This is a genomic window from Pseudomonas abietaniphila (assembly GCF_039697315.1).
Taxonomy (GTDB): domain Bacteria; phylum Pseudomonadota; class Gammaproteobacteria; order Pseudomonadales; family Pseudomonadaceae; genus Aquipseudomonas; species Aquipseudomonas abietaniphila_B.
In genome coordinates this window covers 2540875-2565941 of sequence record NZ_CP155619.1, presented here as the reverse complement: position 1 = coordinate 2565941, position 25067 = coordinate 2540875, and the positions used below count along the sequence as shown (strand labels likewise).

The following is a 25067-nucleotide window of genomic DNA, read 5'->3' as shown; positions in this document are numbered from 1 at the left end:
CACAGGATGCACCGCGTCGACTGTGGGCGCGACTTCATCCGCGAGAGGCCGTTGTTGTCAACGCAGGGGCATCAGATCCGGTACGTACTCTTGGTCATCACCTTGGCCAGCAGGCTCATGCCGAACTTTACCGGCCGCGGGAAACGAAATCCGCCGGCATCGATAGCACCTTCGGCGTGTTGTTCTTCGTCAGTGCGCATCTGTTCCAGAATGGCGCGGGACTTTTCGTCCTCGATCGGCAATTGCTCCAGGTGCTCGTTCAGATGTTTGCAGACCTGATCTTCCGTGGCGGCAACGAACCCCAGGCTGACTTTGTCGCTGATCAAACCGGCAACCGCGCCAATACCGAACGACATGCCGTAGAACAAAGGGTTGAGCACGCTGGTGTGGCTGCCCAATTGGCGGATGCGTTGTTCACACCACACCAGATGGTCGATTTCCTCTTCGGCGGCGTGCTCCATCGCCTTGCGCACGTGCGGCAGCTTGGCGGTCAGGGCTTGTCCCTGATACAGCGCCTGGGCACAGACTTCGCCTGTATGGTTGATGCGCATGAGGCCAGCGACATGTTTCGTGTCGACTTCGCTCATCTTGATGTCGGGTTGAACGATCGCAGGCGAGGGGCGGTGAGCGTGCGCGCTGGCAGGCAGCAGCGTTTTCATCGCAGCATCGGCTTGCAGAAGGAAACGGTCGATAGGGGAGTAGTGACGTTCGGTAGCCATGGGCACCTCCGGATAAATCCACGGCGGCCAGTCTACCTCAATCGATGTGACGAGGCTTGTTCTGCGTCAGCCCGCCGAGACGCGTGTTAGACGCTCGGCAGGTGTAAGTCGTTGAATTCCCGACTCAGCCCGGAGGCCAGGTCATCTGGCGCTTGCCCAGTACATGCATATGAATGTGATAGACGGTTTGCCCGCCTTTCTCATTGGTGTTCATGACCACCCGGAAACCGTCCTCGCAACCTTGCTCCTTCGCCAGGCGTTGCGCGGTGAAGAGAATGTGGCCTAGCAAGCCTTTGTCTTCTTCGGTCACGTCATTGAGCGTACGAATCGGCTTTTTCGGGATAACCAGAAAATGCACTGGTGCCTGTGGGGCAATGTCATGAAAAGCCAGCACTAGGTCATCTTCATAGATGATCTTCGCCGGTATTTCCCGATTGATGATCTTGGTGAACAGAGTTTCCACAGCCTTGTCTCTCCGTTTCTTGTGGGGAGTGGACCGAGTGTACTGAGCGTATCCGCGCACGCCCAGCCGTTTCTCGCTGTCGAGCGATTCAGACCGAAGTGCGCGACTTCAGCATCGATCCCCAGATTTTCCGCGCCATCCAGCGACCTGTCAGGCGCGGTAGCTTGGCCAGGAAGCGGTTACGCCTTCCTGGAATGATGATCGCGCGGTTCTTGTCGAGGGCGCGAACGGTGTACAGCGCAATCTCCTCGGCTGTCATCGTCTTGTCGTCGGTGAACTTGTCTGCGTTGAGTTGTGCCGTGCGGAAAAACGATGTCCGCGTCGGGCCCGGACACAGCACCGAAATCTTCACACCGGTTTTTTTCAGTTCCTCGCGCAGGCCTTCGGAAAAGTGCAGTACGTAGGCCTTGCTGGCGGCGTACGTGCTCATCCACGGTCCTGGCTGAAAGCCCATGATCGAGGCGACGTTGAGGATCTGTCCGCCGCCTTGCACTGCCATCAGGTTGCCCACCGTATGGCAAAGGCGAGTCAGGGCCAGTACGTTGAGGTCCAGCAAGTCTTGTTCCTGCGCCCATTCCTGGGCGAGGAACGGCCCGCTGTTGCCGATGCCCGCGCAGTTGACCAATAGATCAATCTGCCGTTCGCCTTCTTCCAGCTCGAGCAGAAAACCCGAGAGACGTAAGGGTTCGCCTAAGTCGCAGGCGCGAAACAGCACCTCGACGCCAAAGCGCTGAGTGAATTCGAGCGCGATGCTTTCAAGCATGTCCCGATGGCGCGAGACCAGAATCAGATTGCGGCCACGGCGGGCCAAGGCTTCAGCCATGGCCAGGCCGATGCCGCTGGATGCGCCAGTGACCAGGGCGTAACGGGTCATGCGGTTCTCCCGTGAACGTGTAGCAGATGTTGAGACAGCCTCCTTGCTGCCAGACAGTTATTGGTCGTCTTCGCTGTCGGAAGAGTCACCAGCATCGGCAGGGTCGGCAGGGTCGGCAGGGTCGACAGGGACAACAGGTTGCGTGGCGTCGTCCGAATCGTCGTCGTTGGGTAACGTCTGCTCATAGTCTCCGGTAGTGGCCTCGACCTGGTCTTGAATCTTCTGCAAACCACCCATCATCCCGCCAGCGAACACCAGCGCGAGGAAGACAACCCACAAGGTGGCGAGCACTTTGACCGATCGAGTGTTCGGCGGTTGTGGTGGGCCATATCGATTCGGCCCGCTGTTGCCTGGAACCGCCATCATCAAGAAAGGGAAGAAGCCTCCGACTACGGGCACCAGATTCAACAGAAGCAGCCAGGCGGACCATCCAGCGTCATGCAGTCGCTGGGCTCCAATCTGAATGCTGACCACGAGGAAGGCGACAAAAAGCACCGCCGCGAGCAAACCGCCAGCCGTCAACGAGATCGCCATCACCTGAAGGCACAGCATAAAGGCGGCCATCAGCGCGAAAACCATCACCATGCTCCAGGCCAGGTAGCGCAGACGACCAATTCGACCCTGGATCGTAAAGACCTTGAGTTCTCCGACAGCAGGCCAGTCCTGGGCCATCGATGCGCGCGGAGGCGCATAAGGGGAGGCGGCAGGTTCGAAAGCGGGTTTCTGCGGTTCGGGGGCGGAAATTTCTTCAAGCGTCCAGGTGACAGGCTGCTCGGGTTCGATCCGGGCTTCAACGCCTGCATCGTTCAAGGCTTTCATATAGCGCTGCGCGTCATCTTGCGTCAGGCCGCGTTTCACGGTCACAGGCTTGCCGGTGAACAGCCGATCCATGCTGGATACGTCGCTTTTGAACAACTGAGCCAGGTTCAGGCGTGCCGTTTCCAGATCGACACCCGTTCGCAGTTGCCCTTCGAAAACAATCTTGAAGTGTTCCGCCATGCTTGGCTTCCTTGTCTTGGGTTGGATGCGTCACCACGGGGTGATCAAAACGGCTTCACCACCACCAGGATGACAACAGCGAGCAGGATCAGTACCGGGACTTCGTTAAACCAGCGATAAAAAACATGGCTGCGGCCCTTTTCGCCTCGGGCGAAGCGTTTGACCTGCGCGCCACACATGTGGTGATAACCGATCAACAGCACGACCAGCGTCAGCTTGGCGTGCAGCCAGCCTTGTTGAAGGAACCCTGGGCTGAGTGTAATTAGCCAGATACCAAACACCAGTGTGGCGATCATCGCCGGTCCCATGATGCCGCGATAGAGCTTGCGCTCCATGGTGCAGAAACGCTCGCGGCTAACGGTGTCTTCGCTCATGGCGTGGTAGACAAACAGGCGGGGGAGATAAAACAAGCCGGCGAACCAGCAGACCATCGAAACAATGTGCAGCGCTTTGATCCATAGATAGAGCATTTTGGTTTTTCCAGGGGCACGGTGGCGCAAATAGTAGTGGCTTGCGTGCCCGTACGTCACGTTCACGGTTGTCCCGAACGCGCTGGACTCCTATTATCAGCGGCTTTCCAGTGGTTTCGTTGAGGGGCAGGTTATGGTCAAGGTCGGTATCGTCGGTGGCACGGGTTACACCGGCGTCGAGTTGCTGCGTCTTCTTGCACAGCATCCACAGGCTGAAGTGGTGGCGATCACCTCGCGCTCCGAGGCAGGTTTGCCCGTTGCCGACATGTACCCGAACCTGCGAGGCCACTATGACGGTCTGGCGTTCAGCGTGCCGGACGTGAAGGTTCTCGGCGCTTGCGATGTCGTGTTCTTCGCCACCCCGCATGGTGTCGCCCACGCGCTGGCCGGTGAATTGCTGGCAGCAGGCACCAAGGTCATCGACCTGTCGGCTGACTTCCGCCTGCAGGATCCGGTTGAGTGGTCCAAGTGGTACAACCAGCCGCATGGTGCGCCGGAGCTGCTCGACGAGGCGGTTTACGGCCTGCCTGAGGTCAACCGCGAGAAAATCAAAGGCGCTCGCCTGATCGCTGTGCCGGGGTGCTACCCGACCGCCACTCAGTTGGGCTTTCTGCCATTGCTGGAAGCGGGTCTGGCCGATCCGACTCGCCTGATTGCCGACTGCAAATCCGGCATCAGCGGTGCAGGTCGCGGGGCTAGCGTCGGCTCGCTGTATGCCGAAACCAGCGAGAGCTTCAAGGCGTACGCCGTAAAAGGGCATCGCCATTTGCCGGAAATCAGCCAAGGCCTGCGCCGTGCGGCGGGCGGTGACATCGGATTGACCTTCGTGCCGCACCTGACGCCGATGATCCGCGGTATTCACGCGACGCTGTACTCGACCGTCGTCGACAGGTCGGTTGACCTTCAGGCTTTGTTTGAAAAGCGCTACGCCGATGAACCGTTCGTCGATGTGATGCCGGCGGGCAGCCATCCTGAAACACGCAGCGTACGCGGCGCCAATGTCTGCCGCATCGCGGTGCACCGTCCTCAGGATGGCGACCTGGTGGTGGTGTTGTCGGTCATCGACAACCTCGTCAAAGGCGCATCGGGCCAGGCGGTGCAGAACATGAACATCATGTTCGAGCTGGACGAGCGCATGGGGCTGTCTCACGCCGCATTGTTGCCCTGAAAGCAGCTTCGAGCGGCGAGCTTCAAGCTGCAAGTTGGAAGCGCGCATGATGCTTTTAGCTTGCAGCTTATCGCTTGAAGCGTGTCGCCGCCGTCAGAATAGTTGACCAATTTTCTAGGACAAGCGGATAATGCGCGCATTACGCATTATGACGGCTTAGCGCCGGGAGATATCGAGCATGAGCGTTGAATCCTTCACTCCTACGGCTCTGGAATTCACGCAAGGTGCAGCGCACAAAGTGAAAACCCTGGTCGACGAAGAGGGCAATGATCGCCTGAAGTTGCGGGTGTTCGTCACGGGCGGTGGCTGTTCCGGTTTCCAGTATGGTTTTACATTCGACGAAGACGTGGCAGACGATGACACCATCGTTGAGCGCGAGGGCGTAAGCCTGGTTGTCGATCCGATGAGCTTCCAGTATCTGGCTGGCGCAGAGGTGGACTATCAGGAAGGTCTCGAGGGTTCTCGTTTCGTGATCAAGAACCCGAACGCTGCCACGACCTGTGGTTGCGGTTCGTCTTTCTCGATCTGATTCACGGGCTGTAAACGAAAACGCCGCGCATATGCGCGGCGTTTTGCGTTGGGGCTGAGCACATTACGCCGGGTAGATAGCACCCAGAACGCGAAGGCCTTTAGCGCCTGTGACGCTTGGGCGGTTGGCCGGGACGCTTTCCAGCGCACAGTGGGCCAGCCATGCGAACGCCATCGCCTCAACCCAGTCAGGGTCGACACCAAACTCGGCCGTGCTCGAAACCTTGGTGTTGGGCAGCAGCGCAGCCAATCGTTTCATCAGCGCCTTATTGTGAGCGCCACCGCCACAGACCAGCAGTTCTTTGGTCTGTGCCTGAGCCGATTGCAACGACTCGGTGATGCTCAGCGCGGTGACTTCGAGCAACGTGGCCTGCACGTCTTCAGGCTTCAGCGTTGGCAGCTGAAACATGTGATGGTGAACCCAGCCCAGGTTGAATACCTCACGCCCGGTACTCTTTGGGCCTTTGGTCTGGAAGAACTGGTCGCTCAGCATGGATTTCAGCAAATCGGCGTTAACCGTCCCGCTCTCGCTCCACGCGCCGTCTTTGTCGTAACTCAATCCACGTTGGGCCTGAATCCAGGCGTCCAGCAACACGTTACCCGGGCCGGAATCGAAGCCGGACACGGGCTTATCGATCTCGATCAGGCTGAGGTTGCTAAAACCGCCGACGTTCAGGACAGCGCGATAGTCCTTGTTGTCGTCAAAGAGTGCCTCATGGAATGCAGGAACCAGCGGGGCGCCTTGGCCACCTGCTGCGATGTCGCGCTTGCGAAAATCACTGACAACGGTGATACCGGTCAGCTCTGCGAGCAGCGCAGGGTTACCGATCTGGACTGTAAAGCCTCGTGCGGGCTCATGACGAATCGTCTGGCCATGGCTGCCGATAGCGCGAATCTCACCCGCCAGGACCTTCTGCTGGTCCAGCAGCGCGAGCACGCCTTGCGCGGCCAAACGGACCCACTTCTGCTCGGCAATCCCCGCGCGCGCGAGCTCGTCCGGACCGCTTGAGCAAAGCCCAAGCAGCTCGGCGCGCAAGTCGTCAGGCATCGGGATGTAGTAGGTGCCGAGCAAGCGTGGTCGGTCATCCTGTTCTACGAGCGCGAAGTCCAGTCCATCAAGACTGCTTCCGGACATTACACCTACATATAAAGTCATGGGTCAGCGCTTACTCGAGGCCAGCATGGTGGCCTTTTCCTGGTCCATGCGCGCCATCAGAGGTTGGCTTTCCTGCATGAACCGCTGTTTTTCGGACTTGGCGATCGGGTCTGCCATAGGCAGCTTCTGACCCAGCGGGTCAACGTGAACGCCGTTTACCTGGAATTCGTAATGTACATGCGGACCTGTCGAAAGGCCTGTTGTTCCAATATAGCCGATGACCTGGCCCTGCTTGACGCTGCTGCCATTCTGGATGCCTTTTGCGAAACCCTGCATATGGCCGTAGAGCGTGCGGTAGGTTTCGCCATGCTGGATGATCACGGTATTGCCGTAACCGCCGCGACGACCGGCCAGAATAACCTTGCCATCGCCCGTCGCCTTGATCGGCGTACCGCGTGGTGCAGCATAGTCGATGCCTTTGTGGGCGCGGATCTTGTTCAGAATTGGGTGTTTGCGACCCATGGAGAACATGGAGCTGATGCGGGCGAACTCGACCGGCGTGCGGATGAATGCCTTGCGCATGCTGTTGCCGTCGGCGGTGTAGTAATTGGTGTTGCCTTGCTTGTTGGTGTAACGCACAGCGGTGTAGGTCTTGCCGCGGTTGGTGAAGCGTGCAGACAGGATGTTGCCCGTGCCGACCGTCTTGCCGTTGGCGACCTTCTGCTCGTAGATCACGTCAAATTCGTCGCCTTTGCGGATGTCTTGAGCGAAGTCGACGTCGTATCCAAAGATGTTGGCCATGTCCATGGTCATGCTGTGACTCAGGCCTGCACGTTGTGCCGACTGCGACAGCGAGTTGCTGATCACGCCGTGGACATAAGCGGTGCGCACGTTGGGTTTGCTGACGTCGCGGGTAAAGGTATAGCCCTTGTCGGTTCTCGAGAGGCTGATGCTTTCCAGATCGCTGAGTTTGCTGTGCAGCTGTTTGAGTTTGCCGTCCGGCGTCAGCTCGAACTGCAATACCTGACCGTTTTTAAGCTGGCTGAACTGCTTGGCTTGCTTGTCGCTGGCAATCACTTCATGAACGGCGGCGGCAGGAAGGCCTACCTTTTCGAACAGCGTAGAAAGCGTATCGCCCTTAGAGACGACAACTTCCTTATGGCTTGGGCTCTTCGGAGCGGCCGCTGCAGCGACTTCCGGCGCGGCGGGCTTGGTTTCCGGTTTGGTTGCGGCCGTGTCTTCAGGTTCGTCGGCAGCATTGTCGATCTGAGCAAAAGGAGAAGCTGACGTGTCTTCTGTGGCTTTGTTCTGATCTTGAGCGTCTTGTTCTTGCTTGAACTGCTCGACCGGCGTGTCCAGTTCGAGGGTGAGATTGGTTTTCTTGGCTTCGACATCGCTGGATGGAAAAACCAGAAGAGCCAGGCTCAGCAACGCGGCGATACCGCTGGCAGCTAGCAGGTGGCTCTTCGGATAAAGCGGGGGCGCTTTAGGCGGAGTGTCGTTCATAGGTAATTTTGACTTTGAAAAAAGATGAAATGGAAAAGATGAATGACATGATGAAGATGAAATAACTGTATAAAATATAACCAAATCCTCCCTGAGGCAAGCGCGTGTACGGATCGCTTCTCGATTCGTCGACCTTCTTCGGTGAGAACTTGTATTTGGGCGGTGATCTTGTATGGTTGTTTCCCTTTGAAATAAGGCATTACGGGGCTGTTATGAAGTCGGTTGAAGAGCAGCTAGCGCTGATCAAGCGTGGCGCGGATGAACTCCTGGTCGAGTCCGAACTGGTCGCGAAGCTTAAGCGTGGTCAGTCACTGCGCATCAAGGCCGGTTTTGACCCTACGGCGCCCGATCTGCACCTGGGTCACACGGTGCTTATTAATAAGCTGCGTCAGTTCCAGGAGTTGGGCCATCAGGTCATCTTCCTGATTGGCGACTTCACCGGCATGATCGGCGACCCGAGCGGCAAGAGTGCAACGCGCCCTCCACTGACGCGCGAGCAAGTGCTCGACTATGCGGAAACCTATAAGGCCCAGGTCTTCAAGATTCTTGATCCCGCCAAGACCGAGGTGGCGTTCAACTCCACCTGGATGGATCAGCTGAGCCCTGCCGACTTCATTCGTTTGTCCTCCCAATACACCGTGGCTCGCATGCTTGAGCGTGATGACTTCGACAAGCGTTACAAGTCGAACCAGTCGATCGCCATCCATGAGTTCCTGTATCCGCTGGTGCAAGGTTACGACTCGGTTGCATTGCGTGCCGATGTCGAACTGGGCGGCACCGATCAGAAGTTCAACCTTCTGATGGGTCGTGAGCTTCAGCGTGCGTATGGTCAGGAAGCGCAGTGCGTGCTGACCATGCCTTTGCTTGAAGGTCTGGACGGCGTGAAGAAGATGTCCAAGTCACTGGGTAACTACGTGGGCATCCAGGAAGCGCCGGGCATTATGTACAGCAAGCTGGTATCGATCCCTGATGCGCTGATGTGGCGCTATTTTGAGTTGTTGAGCTTCCGCAGCATGGAAGAGATCGATGGCTTCAAGGCTGACTGTGAGGCGGGTGCGAATCCTCGCGACATCAAGATCAAGCTGGCAGAAGAGATCGTTGCCCGTTTCCATTGTGAAGAAGCTGCTGCGTCGGCCCACCGTTCTGCGGGCAACCGTATGAAGGATGGCGAGCTGCCGGAGGATCTGCCGGAGATCGCTGTGTCGGGTGGTGAGGACATGCCGATCGCTGCCATCCTTAATAAGGCAGGCCTTGTGAAGAACTCGGCAGTGGCTCGCGATCTGTTGGCCTCCGGTGGCGTGCGTATCGATGGAGAGGTTGTTGATCGCAGCTTTATCTTCAAGCTGGGTGCTACGCATGTCTGTCAGGCGGGCAAGAAGGCTTTTGGGCGCGTTACGCTGAATTTGGAATAAAGTTTAAATAAGTGCTTGACGCCCCTCTGAATCTCTCTATAATTCGCCCCACTTCCGGCGCAGACGAAACGGAAAACTCCTTGAGAATCAACGAGTTGGACGAAGTAAGCAGCGAGGACGGGCTTCGGTTCAGATGCTTGAATCGACAGCGGTGAAAAAGGGAGTTGACAGCAGATTGTAACGCTGTAGAATTCGCCTCCCGCTGACGTGAGACGCCAAGTCGAACGAAGCGCAAGTGGTTGAAGTTGCAAAGGAAACTTTGAAAACTTCTTAAAATAACCGCTTGACAGATACAGAGGACGCTGTAGAATTCGCGCCTCGGTTGAGACGAAAAGCTCTTAACCAACCGCTCTTTAACAACTGAATCAAGCAATTCGTGTGGGTGCTTGCGCTGTAAGACTGAAGTCAACTGATTATCAGCATCGCAAGTTGCTCCACGAGAAATCATGGTTTAACCAACGATTGCTGAGCCAAGTTTATAGGGTTTTCTCAAAACCCGATTGCAGTATTGAACTGAAGAGTTTGATCATGGCTCAGATTGAACGCTGGCGGCAGGCCTAACACATGCAAGTCGAGCGGATGAAGGGAGCTTGCTCCCTGATTCAGCGGCGGACGGGTGAGTAATGCCTAGGAATCTGCCTGGTAGTGGGGGACAACGTCTCGAAAGGGACGCTAATACCGCATACGTCCTACGGGAGAAAGTGGGGGATCTTCGGACCTCACGCTATCAGATGAGCCTAGGTCGGATTAGCTAGTTGGTGAGGTAATGGCTCACCAAGGCGACGATCCGTAACTGGTCTGAGAGGATGATCAGTCACACTGGAACTGAGACACGGTCCAGACTCCTACGGGAGGCAGCAGTGGGGAATATTGGACAATGGGCGAAAGCCTGATCCAGCCATGCCGCGTGTGTGAAGAAGGTCTTCGGATTGTAAAGCACTTTAAGTTGGGAGGAAGGGCATTAACCTAATACGTTAGTGTTTTGACGTTACCGACAGAATAAGCACCGGCTAACTCTGTGCCAGCAGCCGCGGTAATACAGAGGGTGCAAGCGTTAATCGGAATTACTGGGCGTAAAGCGCGCGTAGGTGGTTTGTTAAGTTGGATGTGAAATCCCCGGGCTCAACCTGGGAACTGCATCCAAAACTGGCAAGCTAGAGTAGGGCAGAGGGTGGTGGAATTTCCTGTGTAGCGGTGAAATGCGTAGATATAGGAAGGAACACCAGTGGCGAAGGCGACCACCTGGGCTCATACTGACACTGAGGTGCGAAAGCGTGGGGAGCAAACAGGATTAGATACCCTGGTAGTCCACGCCGTAAACGATGTCAACTAGCCGTTGGGAGTCTTGAACTCTTAGTGGCGCAGCTAACGCATTAAGTTGACCGCCTGGGGAGTACGGCCGCAAGGTTAAAACTCAAATGAATTGACGGGGGCCCGCACAAGCGGTGGAGCATGTGGTTTAATTCGAAGCAACGCGAAGAACCTTACCAGGCCTTGACATCCAATGAACTTTCCAGAGATGGATTGGTGCCTTCGGGAACATTGAGACAGGTGCTGCATGGCTGTCGTCAGCTCGTGTCGTGAGATGTTGGGTTAAGTCCCGTAACGAGCGCAACCCTTGTCCTTAGTTACCAGCACGTTATGGTGGGCACTCTAAGGAGACTGCCGGTGACAAACCGGAGGAAGGTGGGGATGACGTCAAGTCATCATGGCCCTTACGGCCTGGGCTACACACGTGCTACAATGGTCGGTACAGAGGGTTGCCAAGCCGCGAGGTGGAGCTAATCCCACAAAACCGATCGTAGTCCGGATCGCAGTCTGCAACTCGACTGCGTGAAGTCGGAATCGCTAGTAATCGCGAATCAGAATGTCGCGGTGAATACGTTCCCGGGCCTTGTACACACCGCCCGTCACACCATGGGAGTGGGTTGCACCAGAAGTAGCTAGTCTAACCTTCGGGGGGACGGTTACCACGGTGTGATTCATGACTGGGGTGAAGTCGTAACAAGGTAGCCGTAGGGGAACCTGCGGCTGGATCACCTCCTTAATCGAAGACTCAGCTTCTTCGCAAGTTCCCACACGAATTGCTTGATTCATTGAAGAAGACGATTGGGTCTGTAGCTCAGTTGGTTAGAGCGCACCCCTGATAAGGGTGAGGTCGGCAGTTCGAATCTGCCCAGACCCACCAATTACCGGTGCACCCTGTAGCGATACGGGGCCATAGCTCAGCTGGGAGAGCGCCTGCCTTGCACGCAGGAGGTCAGCGGTTCGATCCCGCTTGGCTCCACCATTACCGAGGTAGTTGGGTACAGACAGTTGTCCGCTAAAGCTTAGAAATGAGCATTTCCTTCGCATGAAGGCTGAATGTTGATTTCTGATCTTTGTCAGAATCGTTCTTTAAAAATTTGGGTATGTGATAGAAAGATAGACTGGATGGCACTTTCACTGGTGTTCATTCAGGCTAAGGTAAAGTTTGTGAAATGCAAACTTTCGGCGAATGTCGTCTTCACAGTATAACCAGATTGCTTGGGGTTATATGGTCAAGTGAAGAAGCGCATACGGTGGATGCCTTGGCAGTCAGAGGCGATGAAAGACGTGGTAGCCTGCGAAAAGCTTCGGGGAGTCGGCAAACAGACTGTGATCCGGAGATGTCTGAATGGGGGAACCCAGCTGTCATAAGACAGTTATCTTACGCTGAATACATAGGCGTAAGAGGCGAACCAGGGGAACTGAAACATCTAAGTACCCTGAGGAAAAGAAATCAACCGAGATTCCCTTAGTAGTGGCGAGCGAACGGGGACCAGCCCTTAAGTTGATTTGAGATTAGCGGAACGCTCTGGAAAGTGCGGCCATAGTGGGTGATAGCCCTGTACGCGAAAATCTCTTGTCAATGAAATCGAGTAGGACGGGGCACGAGAAACCTTGTCTGAACATGGGGGGACCATCCTCCAAGGCTAAATACTACTGACTGACCGATAGTGAACCAGTACCGTGAGGGAAAGGCGAAAAGAACCGCGGAGAGCGGAGTGAAATAGATCCTGAAACCGTATGCGTACAAGCAGTGGGAGCCCACTTTGTTGGGTGACTGCGTACCTTTTGTATAATGGGTCAGCGACTTATTTTCAGTGGCGAGCTTAACCGAATAGGGGAGGCGTAGCGAAAGCGAGTCTTAATAGGGCGTCTAGTCGCTGGGAATAGACCCGAAACCGGGCGATCTATCCATGGGCAGGTTGAAGGTTAGGTAACACTGACTGGAGGACCGAACCGACTACCGTTGAAAAGTTAGCGGATGACCTGTGGATCGGAGTGAAAGGCTAATCAAGCTCGGAGATAGCTGGTTCTCCTCGAAAGCTATTTAGGTAGCGCCTCATGTATCACTGTAGGGGGTAGAGCACTGTTTCGGCTAGGGGGTCATCCCGACTTACCAAACCGATGCAAACTCCGAATACCTACAAGTGCCGAGCATGGGAGACACACGGCGGGTGCTAACGTCCGTCGTGAAAAGGGAAACAACCCAGACCGTCAGCTAAGGTCCCAAAGTCATGGTTAAGTGGGAAACGATGTGGGAAGGCTTAGACAGCTAGGAGGTTGGCTTAGAAGCAGCCACCCTTTAAAGAAAGCGTAATAGCTCACTAGTCGAGTCGGCCTGCGCGGAAGATGTAACGGGGCTCAAACCATGCACCGAAGCTACGGGTATCATCTTTTGATGATGCGGTAGAGGAGCGTTCTGTAAGCCTGTGAAGGTGAGTTGAGAAGCTTGCTGGAGGTATCAGAAGTGCGAATGCTGACATGAGTAACGACAATGGGTGTGAAAAACACCCACGCCGAAAGACCAAGGTTTCCTGCGCAACGTTAATCGACGCAGGGTTAGTCGGTCCCTAAGGCGAGGCTGAAAAGCGTAGTCGATGGAAAACAGGTTAATATTCCTGTACTTCTGGTTATTGCGATGGAGGGACGGAGAAGGCTAGGCCAGCCTGGCGTTGGTTGTCCAGGTTTAAGGTGGTAGGCTGAGATCTTAGGTAAATCCGGGATCTTAAGGCCGAGAGCTGATGACGAGTGTTCTTTGGAACACGAAGTGGTTGATGCCATGCTTCCAAGAAAAGCTTCTAAGCTTCAGGTAACCAGGAACCGTACCCCAAACCGACACAGGTGGTTGGGTAGAGAATACCAAGGCGCTTGAGAGAACTCGGGTGAAGGAACTAGGCAAAATGGCACCGTAACTTCGGGAGAAGGTGCGCCGGTGAGGGTGAAGGACTTGCTCCGTAAGCTCATGCCGGTCGAAGATACCAGGCCGCTGCGACTGTTTATTAAAAACACAGCACTCTGCAAACACGAAAGTGGACGTATAGGGTGTGACGCCTGCCCGGTGCCGGAAGGTTAATTGATGGGGTTAGCTAACGCGAAGCTCTTGATCGAAGCCCCGGTAAACGGCGGCCGTAACTATAACGGTCCTAAGGTAGCGAAATTCCTTGTCGGGTAAGTTCCGACCTGCACGAATGGCGTAACGATGGCGGCGCTGTCTCCACCCGAGACTCAGTGAAATTGAAATCGCTGTGAAGATGCAGTGTATCCGCGGCTAGACGGAAAGACCCCGTGAACCTTTACTATAGCTTTGCACTGGACTTTGAATTTGCTTGTGTAGGATAGGTGGGAGGCTTTGAAGCGTGGACGCCAGTTCGCGTGGAGCCATCCTTGAAATACCACCCTGGCAACTTTGAGGTTCTAACTCAGGTCCGTTATCCGGATCGAGGACAGTGTATGGTGGGTAGTTTGACTGGGGCGGTCTCCTCCTAAAGAGTAACGGAGGAGTACGAAGGTGCGCTCAGACCGGTCGGAAATCGGTCGTAGAGTATAAAGGCAAAAGCGCGCTTGACTGCGAGACAGACACGTCGAGCAGGTACGAAAGTAGGTCTTAGTGATCCGGTGGTTCTGTATGGAAGGGCCATCGCTCAACGGATAAAAGGTACTCCGGGGATAACAGGCTGATACCGCCCAAGAGTTCATATCGACGGCGGTGTTTGGCACCTCGATGTCGGCTCATCACATCCTGGGGCTGAAGCCGGTCCCAAGGGTATGGCTGTTCGCCATTTAAAGTGGTACGCGAGCTGGGTTTAGAACGTCGTGAGACAGTTCGGTCCCTATCTGCCGTGGACGTTTGAGATTTGAGAGGGGCTGCTCCTAGTACGAGAGGACCGGAGTGGACGAACCTCTGGTGTTCCGGTTGTCACGCCAGTGGCATTGCCGGGTAGCTATGTTCGGAAAAGATAACCGCTGAAAGCATCTAAGCGGGAAACTTGCCTCAAGATGAGATCTCACTGGAACCTTGAGTTCCCTGAAGGGCCGTCGAAGACTACGACGTTGATAGGTTGGGTGTGTAAGCGCTGTGAGGCGTTGAGCTAACCAATACTAATTGCCCGTGAGGCTTGACCATATAACACCCAAGCAATCTGCGACTCGATGAGCACAGATTGCGGTGACTGTGAAGACGACACGCACCGAAAGTTTGCAGCACACAGGCAAAACCTGATCACATACCCGATTTACTGAAGCGAGGCCATACGGTCACGAGTCAGTACCCGAATTTCTTGACGACCATAGAGCGTTGGAACCACCTGATCCCATCCCGAACTCAGCAGTGAAACGATGCATCGCCGATGGTAGTGTGGGGTTTCCCCATGTGAGAGTAGGTCATCGTCAAGATTAAATTCCGAAACCCCATCTGCGAAAGCAGATGGGGTTTTGTTTTTGCGCGTGAAAAACATTTCTCCAGTTATTTCTCTCTCAAGCTGCGCTTGAGCCGGCCGCAACCCCTCGTTCTGGCTCCACTTCATAGTCGAGAATCAGGTTTGCCGGCATTTCACACCGCGACTCATCGAACCTCTCTTGCTGTTGCAAGCACCCTTTAAAGCGGCTTTCTCTGAGTCCTAGGCGCCTACTGCATGGGTAGCTATCATGCATGCCTCTCAACAGGCGAAATAAGAATGCAGACGTTACTGAAGCTTCTGAAAGATGGGGCGTTTCACTCCGGCGAAGACCTAGGAGCTGTCATGGGGGTGAGTCGCAGTGCTGTCTGGAAAAAGTTACAGCAGCTTGAGGCTGAGACGGGACTGGAAATCCACAAAGTGCGCGGTCGCGGCTATCGGCTCGCTGACCCTCTTTTCCTGTTGGATGCGCAATGGATCGAGCAGGCTGGCTCGGATTGGGCCGTTCGTGTTTACGACAGTATCGACTCTACCAACGCCCAGGCCATGCGCTTGATTGATGATGGGGAGTCGTTGCCTCTTCTTGTTCTTGCTGAGCGGCAGACGGCGGGCAGAGGCCGGCGAGGTCGCAAGTGGGTGAGTCCGTTTGCCGAGAATCTCTATTACAGCCTGGCAATGCGTGTTGACGGGGGGATGCGTCGGTTGGAGGGTTTGAGCCTCCTTGTAGGTCTCGCCGTAGTCAAAATGCTGCGAGAAATGGGAATAAATGGAGCGGGATTGAAGTGGCCTAATGACATACTTGTGGGGGGGCGAAAGCTGGCTGGGGTCTTGCTCGAGCTGACCGGGGATCCGGCCGATGTCTGTCATGTCGTGATAGGCATTGGCATCAACGTCAATATGCGCGCCTCTGACGAGGTTGATCAATCTTGGACGTCCATGCTGCTTGAGTCTGGTGGCGTTATAGATCGCAACCAGGTCGTGGCGCGCTTGAATAAAGAGCTAGGTGCTTATTTGTCCGCGCATCGCGAGACGGGGTTTGGTGCCTTTCAAGCGGAGTGGGAAGCCAATCATCTTTGGCAGGGCCGGCCTGTGACACTGCTTGCAGGTTCTAGCGCGGTGGAGGGTGTAGTCGTCGGGATTGATGCGGTCGGCGCGTTGCGACTGAGAGTTGGTGATCAGGTGCAAAGCTTCAGTGGCGGAGAACTGAGTCTGAGGTTGCGTGCTGCCCCTGAGGCGTAAGCTGGTTTCATAAAAGAGTGGAGAGGCGTTGTGGCAGCCTTGAACGCCGTAGCGCTGTTGTTTGGGTCGTGATGAGGTCGTTATGCGCTGGTTTTTTTTGCTGCTGGTGATGTTGAATGGCTTTTACTACGTATGGCACCAGCAAGAAGCTCCTTTGAGGCCTAAGGAGGTAGCACCCTTGTCACTGTTCAAGGGCGCTCAGCAGGATATCCGCCTCTTGAGCGAGTCTGGCGGTGCGCCATCCTCCGATTTCCCTTCGCGCCAAGCTGACAATCAATGCCTTTATCTCGGCGGTGGGATTGCGCAAGGCGAAGCGAAGACAATCGAGCAGCGCCTCACGAGCCTGGATATTCGAACTCAATTTGGCAGACGGCTGGATGACCTGGGGGCAATTTATTGGTTAAAAGTCGAGCCTGATAGTCGTCGTCTTATGGATGATGGTCTATTAAGCGGATTGAAGCAGGACTTCCCTCAGTTAAAAAGTAAAATAATGTCATGTGAAGGCATTGCAACCGCGGATTAGTTTGCATAGAATGGCGCCCGCTTCGCAGTGCAGGACAAATTGAAATGCACGTGAAGCAAGAGTCAACGTTTGTAACCTCAAGTTTTTATTGAGAAAAAGGTTGACAGAAGGGTGGCATGATATAGAATGTCGCCTCGCTTAGGAGGGGTTCCCGAGCGGCCAAAGGGATCAGACTGTAAATCTGACGTCTACGACTTCGAAGGTTCGAATCCTTCCCCCTCCACCAAATTTCGAGCGTAAGCAACATGCTCGGCGGGTATAGTTTAGTGGTAGAACCTCAGCCTTCCAAGCTGATGATGCGGGTTCGATTCCCGCTACCCGCTCCAAGTTTTGTTGGTTGTGCAATGTGTTTTGCTCTTGTAGCTCAGTTGGTAGAGCACACCCTTGGTAAGGGTGAGGTCAGCGGTTCAAATCCGCTCAAGAGCTCCATTACTAAGGCAGATATGAAAGTATCTGCCTTTGTTTTAGGTGGTTCGTCAGGTTCGGTGTTTCGGCTTGAAGCCTGGATCTGGTTGGTCGCTAGCAGTGTTCGATGGTGTCGGAAGGTCAGGCTTGTCGAATAGCTGTTGAAATCTTCCTGTCAGGTCAGCATAATGGTCGGCCTGATTTTGCTTTTAGGTCAGTAGCTCAATTGGCAGAGCGACGGTCTCCAAAACCGTAGGTTGGGGGTTCGATTCCCTCCTGACCTGCCAGATTCGCGTAACGTGTCTGGCTTTCTTTTCACAGGATTTTAGTAGATGAATCCAAAGGCTGAAGCCCAAGACTCTCGTTTTGATCTGGTTAAGTGGCTCGTCGTAGTCCTCTTGGTCGTTGTGGGTGTTGTTGGAAATCAATACTACTCGGCGCAGCCAATCCTGTATCGCGTACTTGCTTTGCTCGTGATCGCCGCTGTCGCAGCCTATGTAGGGTTGCAGACTGGCAAGGGCAAGGCTTTCTTCGTGTTGGCCAAGGAAGCTCGCGCCGAGATTCGTAAAGTCGTATGGCCTACTCGTCAAGAAACCACCCAGACTACCCTCATCGTGGTAGCTGTGGTTCTGGTTATGGCGCTGCTGCTGTGGGGTCTAGATTCCCTGCTCGGCTGGCTTGTTTCCTTGATCGTCGGCTAAGGGTGTCCCGTGGCTAAGCGTTGGTACGTAGTGCATGCCTACTCGGGTTACGAGAAGCATGTTATGCGCTCTCTGATCGAGCGTGTAAAGCTGGCAGGCATGGAAGATGGTTTCGGCGAAATTCTGGTCCCTACCGAAGAAGTGGTAGAGATGCGTAACGGCCAGAAACGCAAAAGCGAGCGTAAATTCTTCCCTGGTTATGTGCTTGTCCAGATGGACATGAATGAAGGTACTTGGCACTTGGTCAAGGACACTCCTCGTGTCATGGGCTTCATTGGTGGGACGGCAGACAAACCTGCTCCGATCACTGATAAGGAAGCTGAGGCAATTCTCCGTCGCGTTGCTGATGGCAGCGACAAGCCAAAGCCGAAGACGCTGTTCGAGCCGGGCGAAGTGGTTCGCGTTACCGATGGTCCTTTCGCGGACTTCAACGGTACGGTTGAAGAAGTTAACTACGAAAAAAGCCGGATCCAAGTGGCTGTGCTTATTTTCGGACGCTCTACTCCGGTGGAGCTCGAGTTCAGTCAGGTCGTAAAGGCATAACTGAGCTAGAAATCCCATACCCCGCAGCCTTGGGCTGTGGGGTTTTGTCGTCACTGGGATAAACGCGCAAGTAACCGGGGAGCCTTTCGAGGCGTTTGAACCCGTAATTGGAGTGCCTCATGGCCAAGAAGATTACCGCTTACATCAAGCTTCAAGTGAAAGCCGCTCAGGCTAACCCAAGCCCACCTGTTGGTCCTGCTCTGGGTCAGCACGGCGTGAACATCATGGAATTCTGCAAGGCCTTCAACGCCCGTACTCAGGGTCTTGAGCCAGGTCTGCCGACTCCAGTGATCATCACTGTCTACAGCGACCGTAGCTTCACTTTTGAAACCAAAAGTACCCCTGCTTCGGTTCTGTTGAAGAAAGCAGCTGGCCTGACCAGCGGCTCGGCTCGTCCGAACACCGTCAAAGTTGGCACCGTTACCCGTGCTCAGCTGGAAGATATCGCGAAGATTAAAAACGCTGATCTGACTGCTGCTGACATGGAAGCTGCCGTGCGTACCATCGCCGGTTCTGCTCGTAGCATGGGCCTTAACGTGGAGGGTGTGTAATGGCTAAGCTGACCAAACGCCAAAAGGCAATCGCTTCCAAAGTTGAAGCTGGCAAGTCTTATAGCTTCAACGATGCGGCAGCTCTGCTGACCGAGCTGTCGACCGTTAAATTCAGCGAGTCCGTAGACGTTGCTGTGAACCTCGGTGTTGACCCGCGTAAATCTGACCAGGTTGTTCGTAGCGCTACTGTGCTGCCACACGGCACTGGCAAGACCGTTCGCGTTGCTGTCTTCACCCAGGGTCCAGCTGCTGAAGCTGCTCTGGCTGCCGGCGCTGATCGCGTTGGTATGGACGACCTGGCTGCCGAAATGAAAGGCGGCGACCTGAACTATGACGTCGTTATTGCCTCCCCGGACGCAATGCGTGTTGTAGGTCAGTTGGGTCAGATCCTCGGTCCACGTGGTCTGATGCCAAACCCGAAAGTCGGTACCGTTACTCCAGACGTAGCTAACGCGGTCAAGAACGCGAAAGCAGGTCAGGTTCGTTATCGCACCGACAAAAACGGCATCATCCACACTTCCGTAGGCAAAGTTGGCTTCGATGCTGACAAGCTGCGTGAGAACGTTGAAGCCTTGATCGCTGATCTGAAGCGTATCAAGCCAGCTTCCTCGAAAGGTATCTATGTCAAGCGCGTAACCCTGAGCACCACCATGGGTCCAGGCCTGGTCATCGACCAAGGTTCGTTGAACGCGTAAGACCGGCAGGGTGTGGGTAACCGCACCTTTGCAAATATTGGGGTCCCTGCCTGGCGGGGGCTATCCAAGACCGTAGGCGGCGCAAGTCTTAAAACACAAGCCTACGCAGATGGTGCTCCCGGTTCCTTACCGAATCAGACACCAAAACGACATCAGGCTTCGGCCAGATGAAACGGTAACAAGCAGGAGTTAAACCCGTGGCAATTAAACTCGAAGACAAGAAGGCCATCGTCGCTGAAGTCAACGAGGCTGCCAAAGTCGCTCTGTCCGCTGTCGTGGCTGATGCCCGTGGCGTAACAGTAGGCGCGATGACCGGACTCCGTAAAGAGGCTCGTGAAGCTGGCGTTTACGTACGCGTTGTACGTAACACCCTGCTCAAGCGCGCTGTTGCTGACACTGAATACAGTGTCCTCAACGATGCGTTCACCGGCCCGACCTTGATCGCGTTCTCCAACGAACACCCAGGCGCTGCTGCCCGTTTGTTCAAAGAGTTCGCTAAGGGTCAGGACAAGTTCGAGATCAAGGCAGCTGCGTTCGAGGGCAAGTTCCTCGCAGCTAATCAGATCGACGTACTGGCAACCTTGCCGACCCGTGACGAAGCAATTTCTCAGCTGATGAGCGTGATTCAAGGCGCTACCAGCAAATTGGCTCGTACTCTGGCGGCAGTTCGCGAACAGAAAGAAGCTGCTGCAGCCTAAGGCCGCACACCTCTTCTCGCGTATTTTTGTTTATTTCGAAGGCCGCATAGGCCCTCACACAATTCAGGAATTAGAGTCATGTCTATCTCTCAAGACGATATCCTCAACGCCGTAGCTGAAATGTCCGTTCTGCAGGTTGTTGAGCTGATCAAAGCTTTCGAAGAAAAATTCGGCGTTAGCGCTGCTGCTGCTTCGGCTGGTCCAGCTGCTGCTGCCGCTGTTGTTGAAGAGCAAACCGAATTCAACGTCATGCTGACCGAAGCTGGCGAGAAGAAAGTTAACGTCATTAAAGCAGTTCGTGAACTGACCGGTCTGGGCCTGAAAGAAGCCAAGGCAGTCGTTGACGGCGCTCCAGCAATGGTTCTGGAAGCAGTCGCAAAAGACGCTGCTGACAAAGCCAAAGCTGCTCTGGAAGAAGCAGGCGCTAAAGTCGAGCTGAAGTAAGCATCGACCTTGCGTCTCCAGCCCAAGCGTTAAGCGAAAGGCTGATGGCTGGTGGCTTCTGCCACCGGCCTTTTTCCGTTATTGGCGACCGATCAGGTCGGCGTCACTAACGTGCTTCAACCACCTCGAACGGTGGCGCAAACCATGGGGTTTGCAAGATTTTCTGGTCACTCCCGTCGGGAGAGGCCAAACAAGCAGGTGACCAAGCTGGGGAACGCTGATGGCTTACTCATATACTGAGAAAAAACGTATCCGCAAGGACTTTAGCAAGTTGCCGGACGTCATGGATGTGCCTTACCTCCTGGCCATCCAGCTGGATTCGTATCGTGAATTCTTGCAAGCGGGAGCGACTAAAGATCAGTTCCGCGACGTGGGCCTGCATGCGGCCTTCAAATCCGTTTTCCCGATCATCAGCTACTCCGGCAATGCTGCTCTGGAGTACGTTGGTTATCGCCTGGGCGAACCGGCGTTTGATGTCAAGGAATGCGTGCTGCGCGGTGTGACGTACGCCGTACCTTTGCGGGTAAAAGTGCGCCTGATCATTTTCGACAAAGAATCGTCGAACAAAGCGATCAAGGACATCAAAGAGCAAGAAGTCTACATGGGTGAAATCCCCCTGATGACTGAAAACGGTACCTTCGTTATCAACGGTACCGAGCGTGTCATCGTTTCCCAACTGCACCGTTCCCCGGGCGTGTTCTTCGATCACGACCGCGGCAAGACGCACAGCTCGGGCAAGCTGCTGTACTCCGCTCGCATCATTCCTTACCGTGGTTCGTGGCTGGATTTCGAGTTCGATCCCAAGGACTGTGTATTCGTCCGTATCGACCGTCGCCGCAAGCTCCCTGCATCGGTTCTGCTCCGTGCACTGGGCTACACCACTGAAGAAGTGCTGGACGCGTTCTACACCACTAACGTTTTCCACGTTCATGGCGAATCCCTGAGCCTGGAGTTGGTGCCTCAGCGCCTGCGCGGTGAAATTGCCGTTCTGGACATTCTGGATGACAAAGGCAAGGTCATCGTCGAGCAAGGCCGTCGTATCACTGCGCGCCACATTAACCAGCTCGAAAAAGCCGGCATCAAGGCGCTCGAAGTTCCTCTGGACTACGTACTGGGCCGCACGACCGCCAAGGCGATCGTACACCCGGCTACCGGTGAGATCATTGCCGAGTGCAACACCGAGCTGAACACCGAGATCCTGGCGAAAATCGCCAAGGCTCAGGTTGTCCGTATCGAAACGCTGTACACTAACGACATTGATTGCGGCCCGTTCATCTCCGACACTCTGAAGATCGATTCGACCGGCAACCAGCTGGAAGCCCTGGTCGAAATCTATCGCATGATGCGTCCTGGCGAGCCGCCAACCAAGGATGCTGCCGAGACCCTGTTCAATAACCTGTTCTTCAGCCCAGAGCGTTATGATCTGTCGGCTGTTGGCCGGATGAAGTTCAACCGCCGTATCGGTCGCACCGAGATCGAAGGTTCGGGTGTTCTCTGCAAGGAAGATATTGTTGCGGTCCTCAAGACCCTGGTGGATATCCGTAACGGCAAAGGCATCGTCGACGACATCGACCACCTCGGTAACCGTCGTGTTCGTTGCGTAGGTGAAATGGCCGAGAACCAGTTCCGTGTGGGTCTGGTGCGTGTTGAGCGTGCGGTCAAAGAGCGTCTGTCGATGGCAGAAAGCGAAGGTCTGATGCCTCAGGACCTGATCAACGCCAAGCCAGTCGCTGCTGCGGTCAAAGAGTTCTTCGGCTCCAGCCAACTGTCGCAGTTCATGGACCAGAACAACCCGCTTTCCGAGATCACCCACAAGCGTCGTGTTTCCGCTCTGGGCCCTGGCGGTCTGACTCGTGAGCGCGCGGGCTTCGAAGTTCGTGACGTACACCCGACGCACTACGGTCGTGTTTGCCCGATCGAGACGCCGGAAGGTCCGAACATCGGTCTGATCAACTCGTTGGCAGCCTATGCCCGCACCAATCAGTATGGCTTCCTTGAGAGCCCGTACCGCGTGGTGAAAGAAGGTCTGGTTACCGACGAAATCGTCTTCCTGTCCGCTATCGAGGAGGCCGATCACGTGATCGCCCAGGCTTCGGCGACCATGAACGACAAAGGTCATCTGATCGATGAGCTGGTAGCTGTTCGTCACCTGAACGAATTCACCGTCAAGGCGCCGGAAGACGTCACCCTGATGGACGTTTCTCCGAAGCAGGTTGTTTCGGTTGCAGCTTCGTTGATTCCGTTCCTCGAGCACGACGACGCCAACCGTGCGTTGATGGGTTCGAACATGCAGCGTCAGGCTGTACCGACTCTGCGTGCTGACAAGCCGCTGGTAGGTACCGGCATGGAGCGCAACGTTGCGCGTGACTCCGGTGTTTGCGTCGTTGCCCGTCGCGGCGGTGTCATCGATTCCGTCGACGCCAGCCGTATTGTTGTTCGCGTTGCAGATGACGAAGTTGAGCCAGGCGAAGCCGGTGTCGACATCTACAACCTGACCAAGTACACCCGCTCGAACCAGAACACCTGCATCAACCAGCGTCCGCTGGTGAGCAAGGGTGATCGCGTTCAGCGCAGCGACATCATGGCTGATGGCCCGTCCACCGACATGGGTGAGCTGGCTCTTGGTCAGAACATGCGCATCGCGTTCATGGCATGGAACGGCTTCAACTTCGAAGACTCCATCTGCCTGTCCGAGCGTGTTGTTCAAGAAGACCGTTTCACCACGATCCACATCCAGGAACTGACCTGTGTGGCTCGTGATACCAAGCTTGGCCCAGAAGAAATCACCGCTGACATCCCTAACGTGGGTGAAGCAGCGCTGAACAAGCTGGACGAAGCCGGTATCGTTTATGTAGGTGCTGAAGTAGGCGCTGGCGACATTCTGGTTGGTAAGGTCACGCCTAAGGGTGAGACTCAGCTGACACCAGAAGAGAAGCTGTTGCGTGCGATCTTCGGTGAGAAAGCCAGTGACGTTAAAGACACCTCCCTGCGCGTGCCAACCGGCACCAAGGGTACGGTCATCGACGTACAGGTCTTTACCCGTGACGGCGTAGAGCGTGACGCTCGTGCCCTCTCGATCGAGAAGAGCCAGCTGGACGAGATCCGCAAGGATCTGAACGAAGAGTTCCGTATCGTTGAAGGTGCAACCTTCGAACGTCTGCGTTCCGCTTTGGTAGGTCGTACGGTTGAAGGTGGTGCTGGCCTGAAGAAAGGTCAGGAAATCACCGACGAAGTACTCGACGGTCTCGAGCATGGCCAGTGGTTCAAGCTGCGCATGGTTGAAGACGCGCTGAACGAACAACTCGAAAAAGCCCAGGCTTATATCGTTGATCGTCGCCGCCTGCTGGACGACAAGTTCGAAGACAAGAAGCGCAAACTGCAGCAAGGCGATGACCTGGCTCCAGGCGTGCTGAAAATCGTCAAGGTCTACCTTGCCATCCGTCGCCGCATTCAGCCGGGCGACAAAATGGCCGGTCGCCACGGTAACAAGGGTGTGGTCTCCGTGATCATGCCGGTTGAAGACATGCCGCACGATGCCAATGGCACGCCGGTGGATATCGTCCTCAACCCGTTGGGTGTACCTTCGCGTATGAACGTTGGTCAGATTCTCGAAACCCACCTGGGCCTCGCGGCCAAAGGTCTGGGCGAGAAGATCAACCGTATGCTCGAAGAGCAGCGTAAAGTCGTTGAGTTGCGCAAGTTCCTGAACGAGATCTACAACGAGATTGGCGGCCGTCAGGAAAACCTCGACGACCTGTCTGATCAGGAAGTTCTGGATCTGGCGAAGAACCTGCGTGGCGGCGTTCCAATGGCAACTCCGGTTTTCGACGGTGCCAAGGAAAGCGAAATCAAGGCGATGCTGCGCCTGGCGGACATGCCGGACAGTGGCCAGATGCAACTGTTCGACGGTCGTACCGGTAACAAATTCGAGCGTCCGGTAACTGTTGGCTACATGTACATGCTGAAGCTGAACCACTTGGTGGACGACAAGATGCACGCGCGTTCCACTGGTTCTTACAGCCTGGTTACCCAGCAGCCGCTGGGTGGTAAGGCGCAGTTCGGTGGTCAGCGTTTCGGGGAGATGGAGGTCTGGGCGCTGGAAGCGTACGGCGCGGCATACACTCTGCAAGAAATGCTCACAGTGAAGTCGGACGATGTGAACGGTCGTACCAAGATGTACAAAAACATCGTGGACGGCGATCACCGTATGGAGCCGGGCATGCCCGAGTCCTTCAACGTGTTGATCAAAGAAATCCGTTCGCTCGGTATCGATATCGATCTGGAAACCGAATAACACGTGACGCGAATCGAGAGTGGGTCGGTATGACCAC

Annotated in this window: 19 protein-coding genes, 6 tRNA genes and 3 rRNA genes; 21 read left to right on the top strand and 7 right to left on the bottom strand. The window is 55.2% G+C overall.

The annotated features are described in order from the left end of the window. Window positions 1-71 precede the first annotated feature (71 nt). From coq7 to hemJ, 5 genes are all read right to left on the bottom strand, one after another. A complete protein-coding gene (gene coq7, locus ABDX87_RS11395; RefSeq protein WP_346832923.1) occupies window positions 72-719 on the bottom strand; it encodes a 2-polyprenyl-3-methyl-6-methoxy-1,4-benzoquinone monooxygenase in 648 nt (215 codons plus the stop codon). Between the two features lie 124 nt (window positions 720-843). After that, on the bottom strand, window positions 844-1182 hold the full coding sequence (locus ABDX87_RS11390; protein WP_346832922.1) for a histidine triad nucleotide-binding protein: 339 nt from the start codon (window positions 1180-1182) through the stop codon (window positions 844-846). 88 nt (window positions 1183-1270) lie between these two features. Beyond that, complete coding sequence (locus tag ABDX87_RS11385; RefSeq protein ID WP_346832921.1) at window positions 1271-2056, bottom strand: SDR family NAD(P)-dependent oxidoreductase; 786 nt, start codon at window positions 2054-2056, stop codon at window positions 1271-1273. Window positions 2057-2113: 57 nt separating this feature from the next. Then, the gene (locus ABDX87_RS11380) at window positions 2114-3055 is read right to left on the bottom strand and encodes a DUF805 domain-containing protein (RefSeq protein WP_346832920.1); all 942 of its coding nucleotides are present in this window, start codon (window positions 3053-3055) and stop codon (window positions 2114-2116) included. 44 nt (window positions 3056-3099) lie between these two features. Next, window positions 3100-3525 (bottom strand): protoporphyrinogen oxidase HemJ, encoded by a 426-nt coding sequence (gene hemJ / locus ABDX87_RS11375; protein WP_062385152.1) that lies wholly within the window; start codon window positions 3523-3525, stop codon window positions 3100-3102. A 133-nt stretch (window positions 3526-3658) separates the two neighbouring features. On the opposite strand from hemJ, the gene argC reads away from it, so the two are divergent. Together argC and erpA are read left to right on the top strand one after the other, a co-directional pair. Further along, complete coding sequence (gene argC / locus ABDX87_RS11370; protein WP_346832919.1) at window positions 3659-4693, top strand: N-acetyl-gamma-glutamyl-phosphate reductase; 1035 nt, start codon at window positions 3659-3661, stop codon at window positions 4691-4693. 178 nt (window positions 4694-4871) lie between these two features. Continuing rightward, a complete protein-coding gene (gene erpA, locus ABDX87_RS11365; RefSeq protein WP_074752191.1) occupies window positions 4872-5222 on the top strand; it encodes an iron-sulfur cluster insertion protein ErpA in 351 nt (116 codons plus the stop codon). 63 nt (window positions 5223-5285) lie between these two features. Here the strand turns inward: erpA and ABDX87_RS11360 are convergent, their stop codons facing one another. Together ABDX87_RS11360 and ABDX87_RS11355 are read right to left on the bottom strand one after the other, a co-directional pair. Next, window positions 5286-6377, bottom strand: coding sequence for an anhydro-N-acetylmuramic acid kinase (locus ABDX87_RS11360; RefSeq protein WP_346832918.1), 1092 nt, complete (start codon window positions 6375-6377; stop codon window positions 5286-5288). 3 nt (window positions 6378-6380) lie between these two features. After that, window positions 6381-7823, bottom strand: a complete 1443-nt coding sequence (locus ABDX87_RS11355; RefSeq protein WP_346832917.1) for a peptidoglycan DD-metalloendopeptidase family protein — start codon at window positions 7821-7823, stop codon at window positions 6381-6383. Window positions 7824-8035: 212 nt separating this feature from the next. Between ABDX87_RS11355 and tyrS the strand changes: the two genes are divergently transcribed. From tyrS to rpoB, 19 genes are all read left to right on the top strand, one after another. Further along, window positions 8036-9235, top strand: coding sequence for a tyrosine--tRNA ligase (gene tyrS, locus ABDX87_RS11350; RefSeq protein ID WP_346832916.1), 1200 nt, complete (start codon window positions 8036-8038; stop codon window positions 9233-9235). Window positions 9236-9745: 510 nt separating this feature from the next. Continuing rightward, window positions 9746-11282, top strand: a 16S ribosomal RNA gene (locus ABDX87_RS11345). A gap of 64 nt (window positions 11283-11346) precedes the next feature. After that, window positions 11347-11423: transfer RNA gene (locus ABDX87_RS11340), tRNA-Ile, on the top strand. 26 nt (window positions 11424-11449) lie between these two features. Further along, a tRNA-Ala gene (locus tag ABDX87_RS11335) sits at window positions 11450-11525 on the top strand. A 248-nt stretch (window positions 11526-11773) separates the two neighbouring features. Further along, window positions 11774-14666 (top strand): 23S ribosomal RNA (locus tag ABDX87_RS11330). Between the two features lie 153 nt (window positions 14667-14819). Then, window positions 14820-14935 (top strand): 5S ribosomal RNA (gene rrf, locus ABDX87_RS11325). The 16S, 23S and 5S rRNA genes sit together here with 2 tRNA genes alongside, the layout of an rRNA operon. A 281-nt stretch (window positions 14936-15216) precedes the next feature. After that, on the top strand, window positions 15217-16176 hold the full coding sequence (gene birA, locus ABDX87_RS11320; protein WP_346832915.1) for a bifunctional biotin--[acetyl-CoA-carboxylase] ligase/biotin operon repressor BirA: 960 nt from the start codon (window positions 15217-15219) through the stop codon (window positions 16174-16176). Between the two features lie 82 nt (window positions 16177-16258). Further along, complete coding sequence (locus ABDX87_RS11315; RefSeq protein WP_346832914.1) at window positions 16259-16699, top strand: hypothetical protein; 441 nt, start codon at window positions 16259-16261, stop codon at window positions 16697-16699. Window positions 16700-16840: 141 nt separating this feature from the next. Further along, window positions 16841-16925, top strand: a tRNA-Tyr gene (locus ABDX87_RS11310). Between the two features lie 26 nt (window positions 16926-16951). Then, window positions 16952-17025 (top strand) — tRNA-Gly (locus ABDX87_RS11305). Between the two features lie 27 nt (window positions 17026-17052). Further along, a tRNA-Thr gene (locus tag ABDX87_RS11300) sits at window positions 17053-17128 on the top strand. 187 nt (window positions 17129-17315) lie between these two features. Beyond that, window positions 17316-17391: transfer RNA gene (locus tag ABDX87_RS11295), tRNA-Trp, on the top strand. A gap of 45 nt (window positions 17392-17436) precedes the next feature. Further along, window positions 17437-17805, top strand: coding sequence for a preprotein translocase subunit SecE (secE, locus tag ABDX87_RS11290; protein ID WP_346832913.1), 369 nt, complete (start codon window positions 17437-17439; stop codon window positions 17803-17805). A gap of 9 nt (window positions 17806-17814) precedes the next feature. Next, entirely contained in the window at window positions 17815-18348 is a 534-nt protein-coding gene (gene nusG / locus ABDX87_RS11285) for a transcription termination/antitermination protein NusG (protein WP_346832912.1), read from the top strand. Window positions 18349-18467: 119 nt separating this feature from the next. Beyond that, complete coding sequence (gene rplK / locus ABDX87_RS11280) at window positions 18468-18899, top strand: 50S ribosomal protein L11 (RefSeq protein WP_346832911.1); 432 nt, start codon at window positions 18468-18470, stop codon at window positions 18897-18899. Next, on the top strand, window positions 18899-19594 hold the full coding sequence (rplA, locus tag ABDX87_RS11275; RefSeq protein WP_062384458.1) for a 50S ribosomal protein L1: 696 nt from the start codon (window positions 18899-18901) through the stop codon (window positions 19592-19594). Before rplK ends, rplA begins: the two co-directional genes overlap by 1 nt. Before the next feature lie 197 nt (window positions 19595-19791). Further along, a complete protein-coding gene (gene rplJ / locus ABDX87_RS11270) occupies window positions 19792-20292 on the top strand; it encodes a 50S ribosomal protein L10 (protein ID WP_062384462.1) in 501 nt (166 codons plus the stop codon). A gap of 78 nt (window positions 20293-20370) precedes the next feature. After that, window positions 20371-20736, top strand: a complete 366-nt coding sequence (gene rplL / locus ABDX87_RS11265) for a 50S ribosomal protein L7/L12 (RefSeq protein WP_027617682.1) — start codon at window positions 20371-20373, stop codon at window positions 20734-20736. Between the two features lie 220 nt (window positions 20737-20956). Continuing rightward, window positions 20957-25030, top strand: coding sequence for a DNA-directed RNA polymerase subunit beta (gene rpoB, locus ABDX87_RS11260; RefSeq protein WP_346832910.1), 4074 nt, complete (start codon window positions 20957-20959; stop codon window positions 25028-25030). The last annotated feature ends 37 nt before the right edge of the window (window positions 25031-25067 follow it).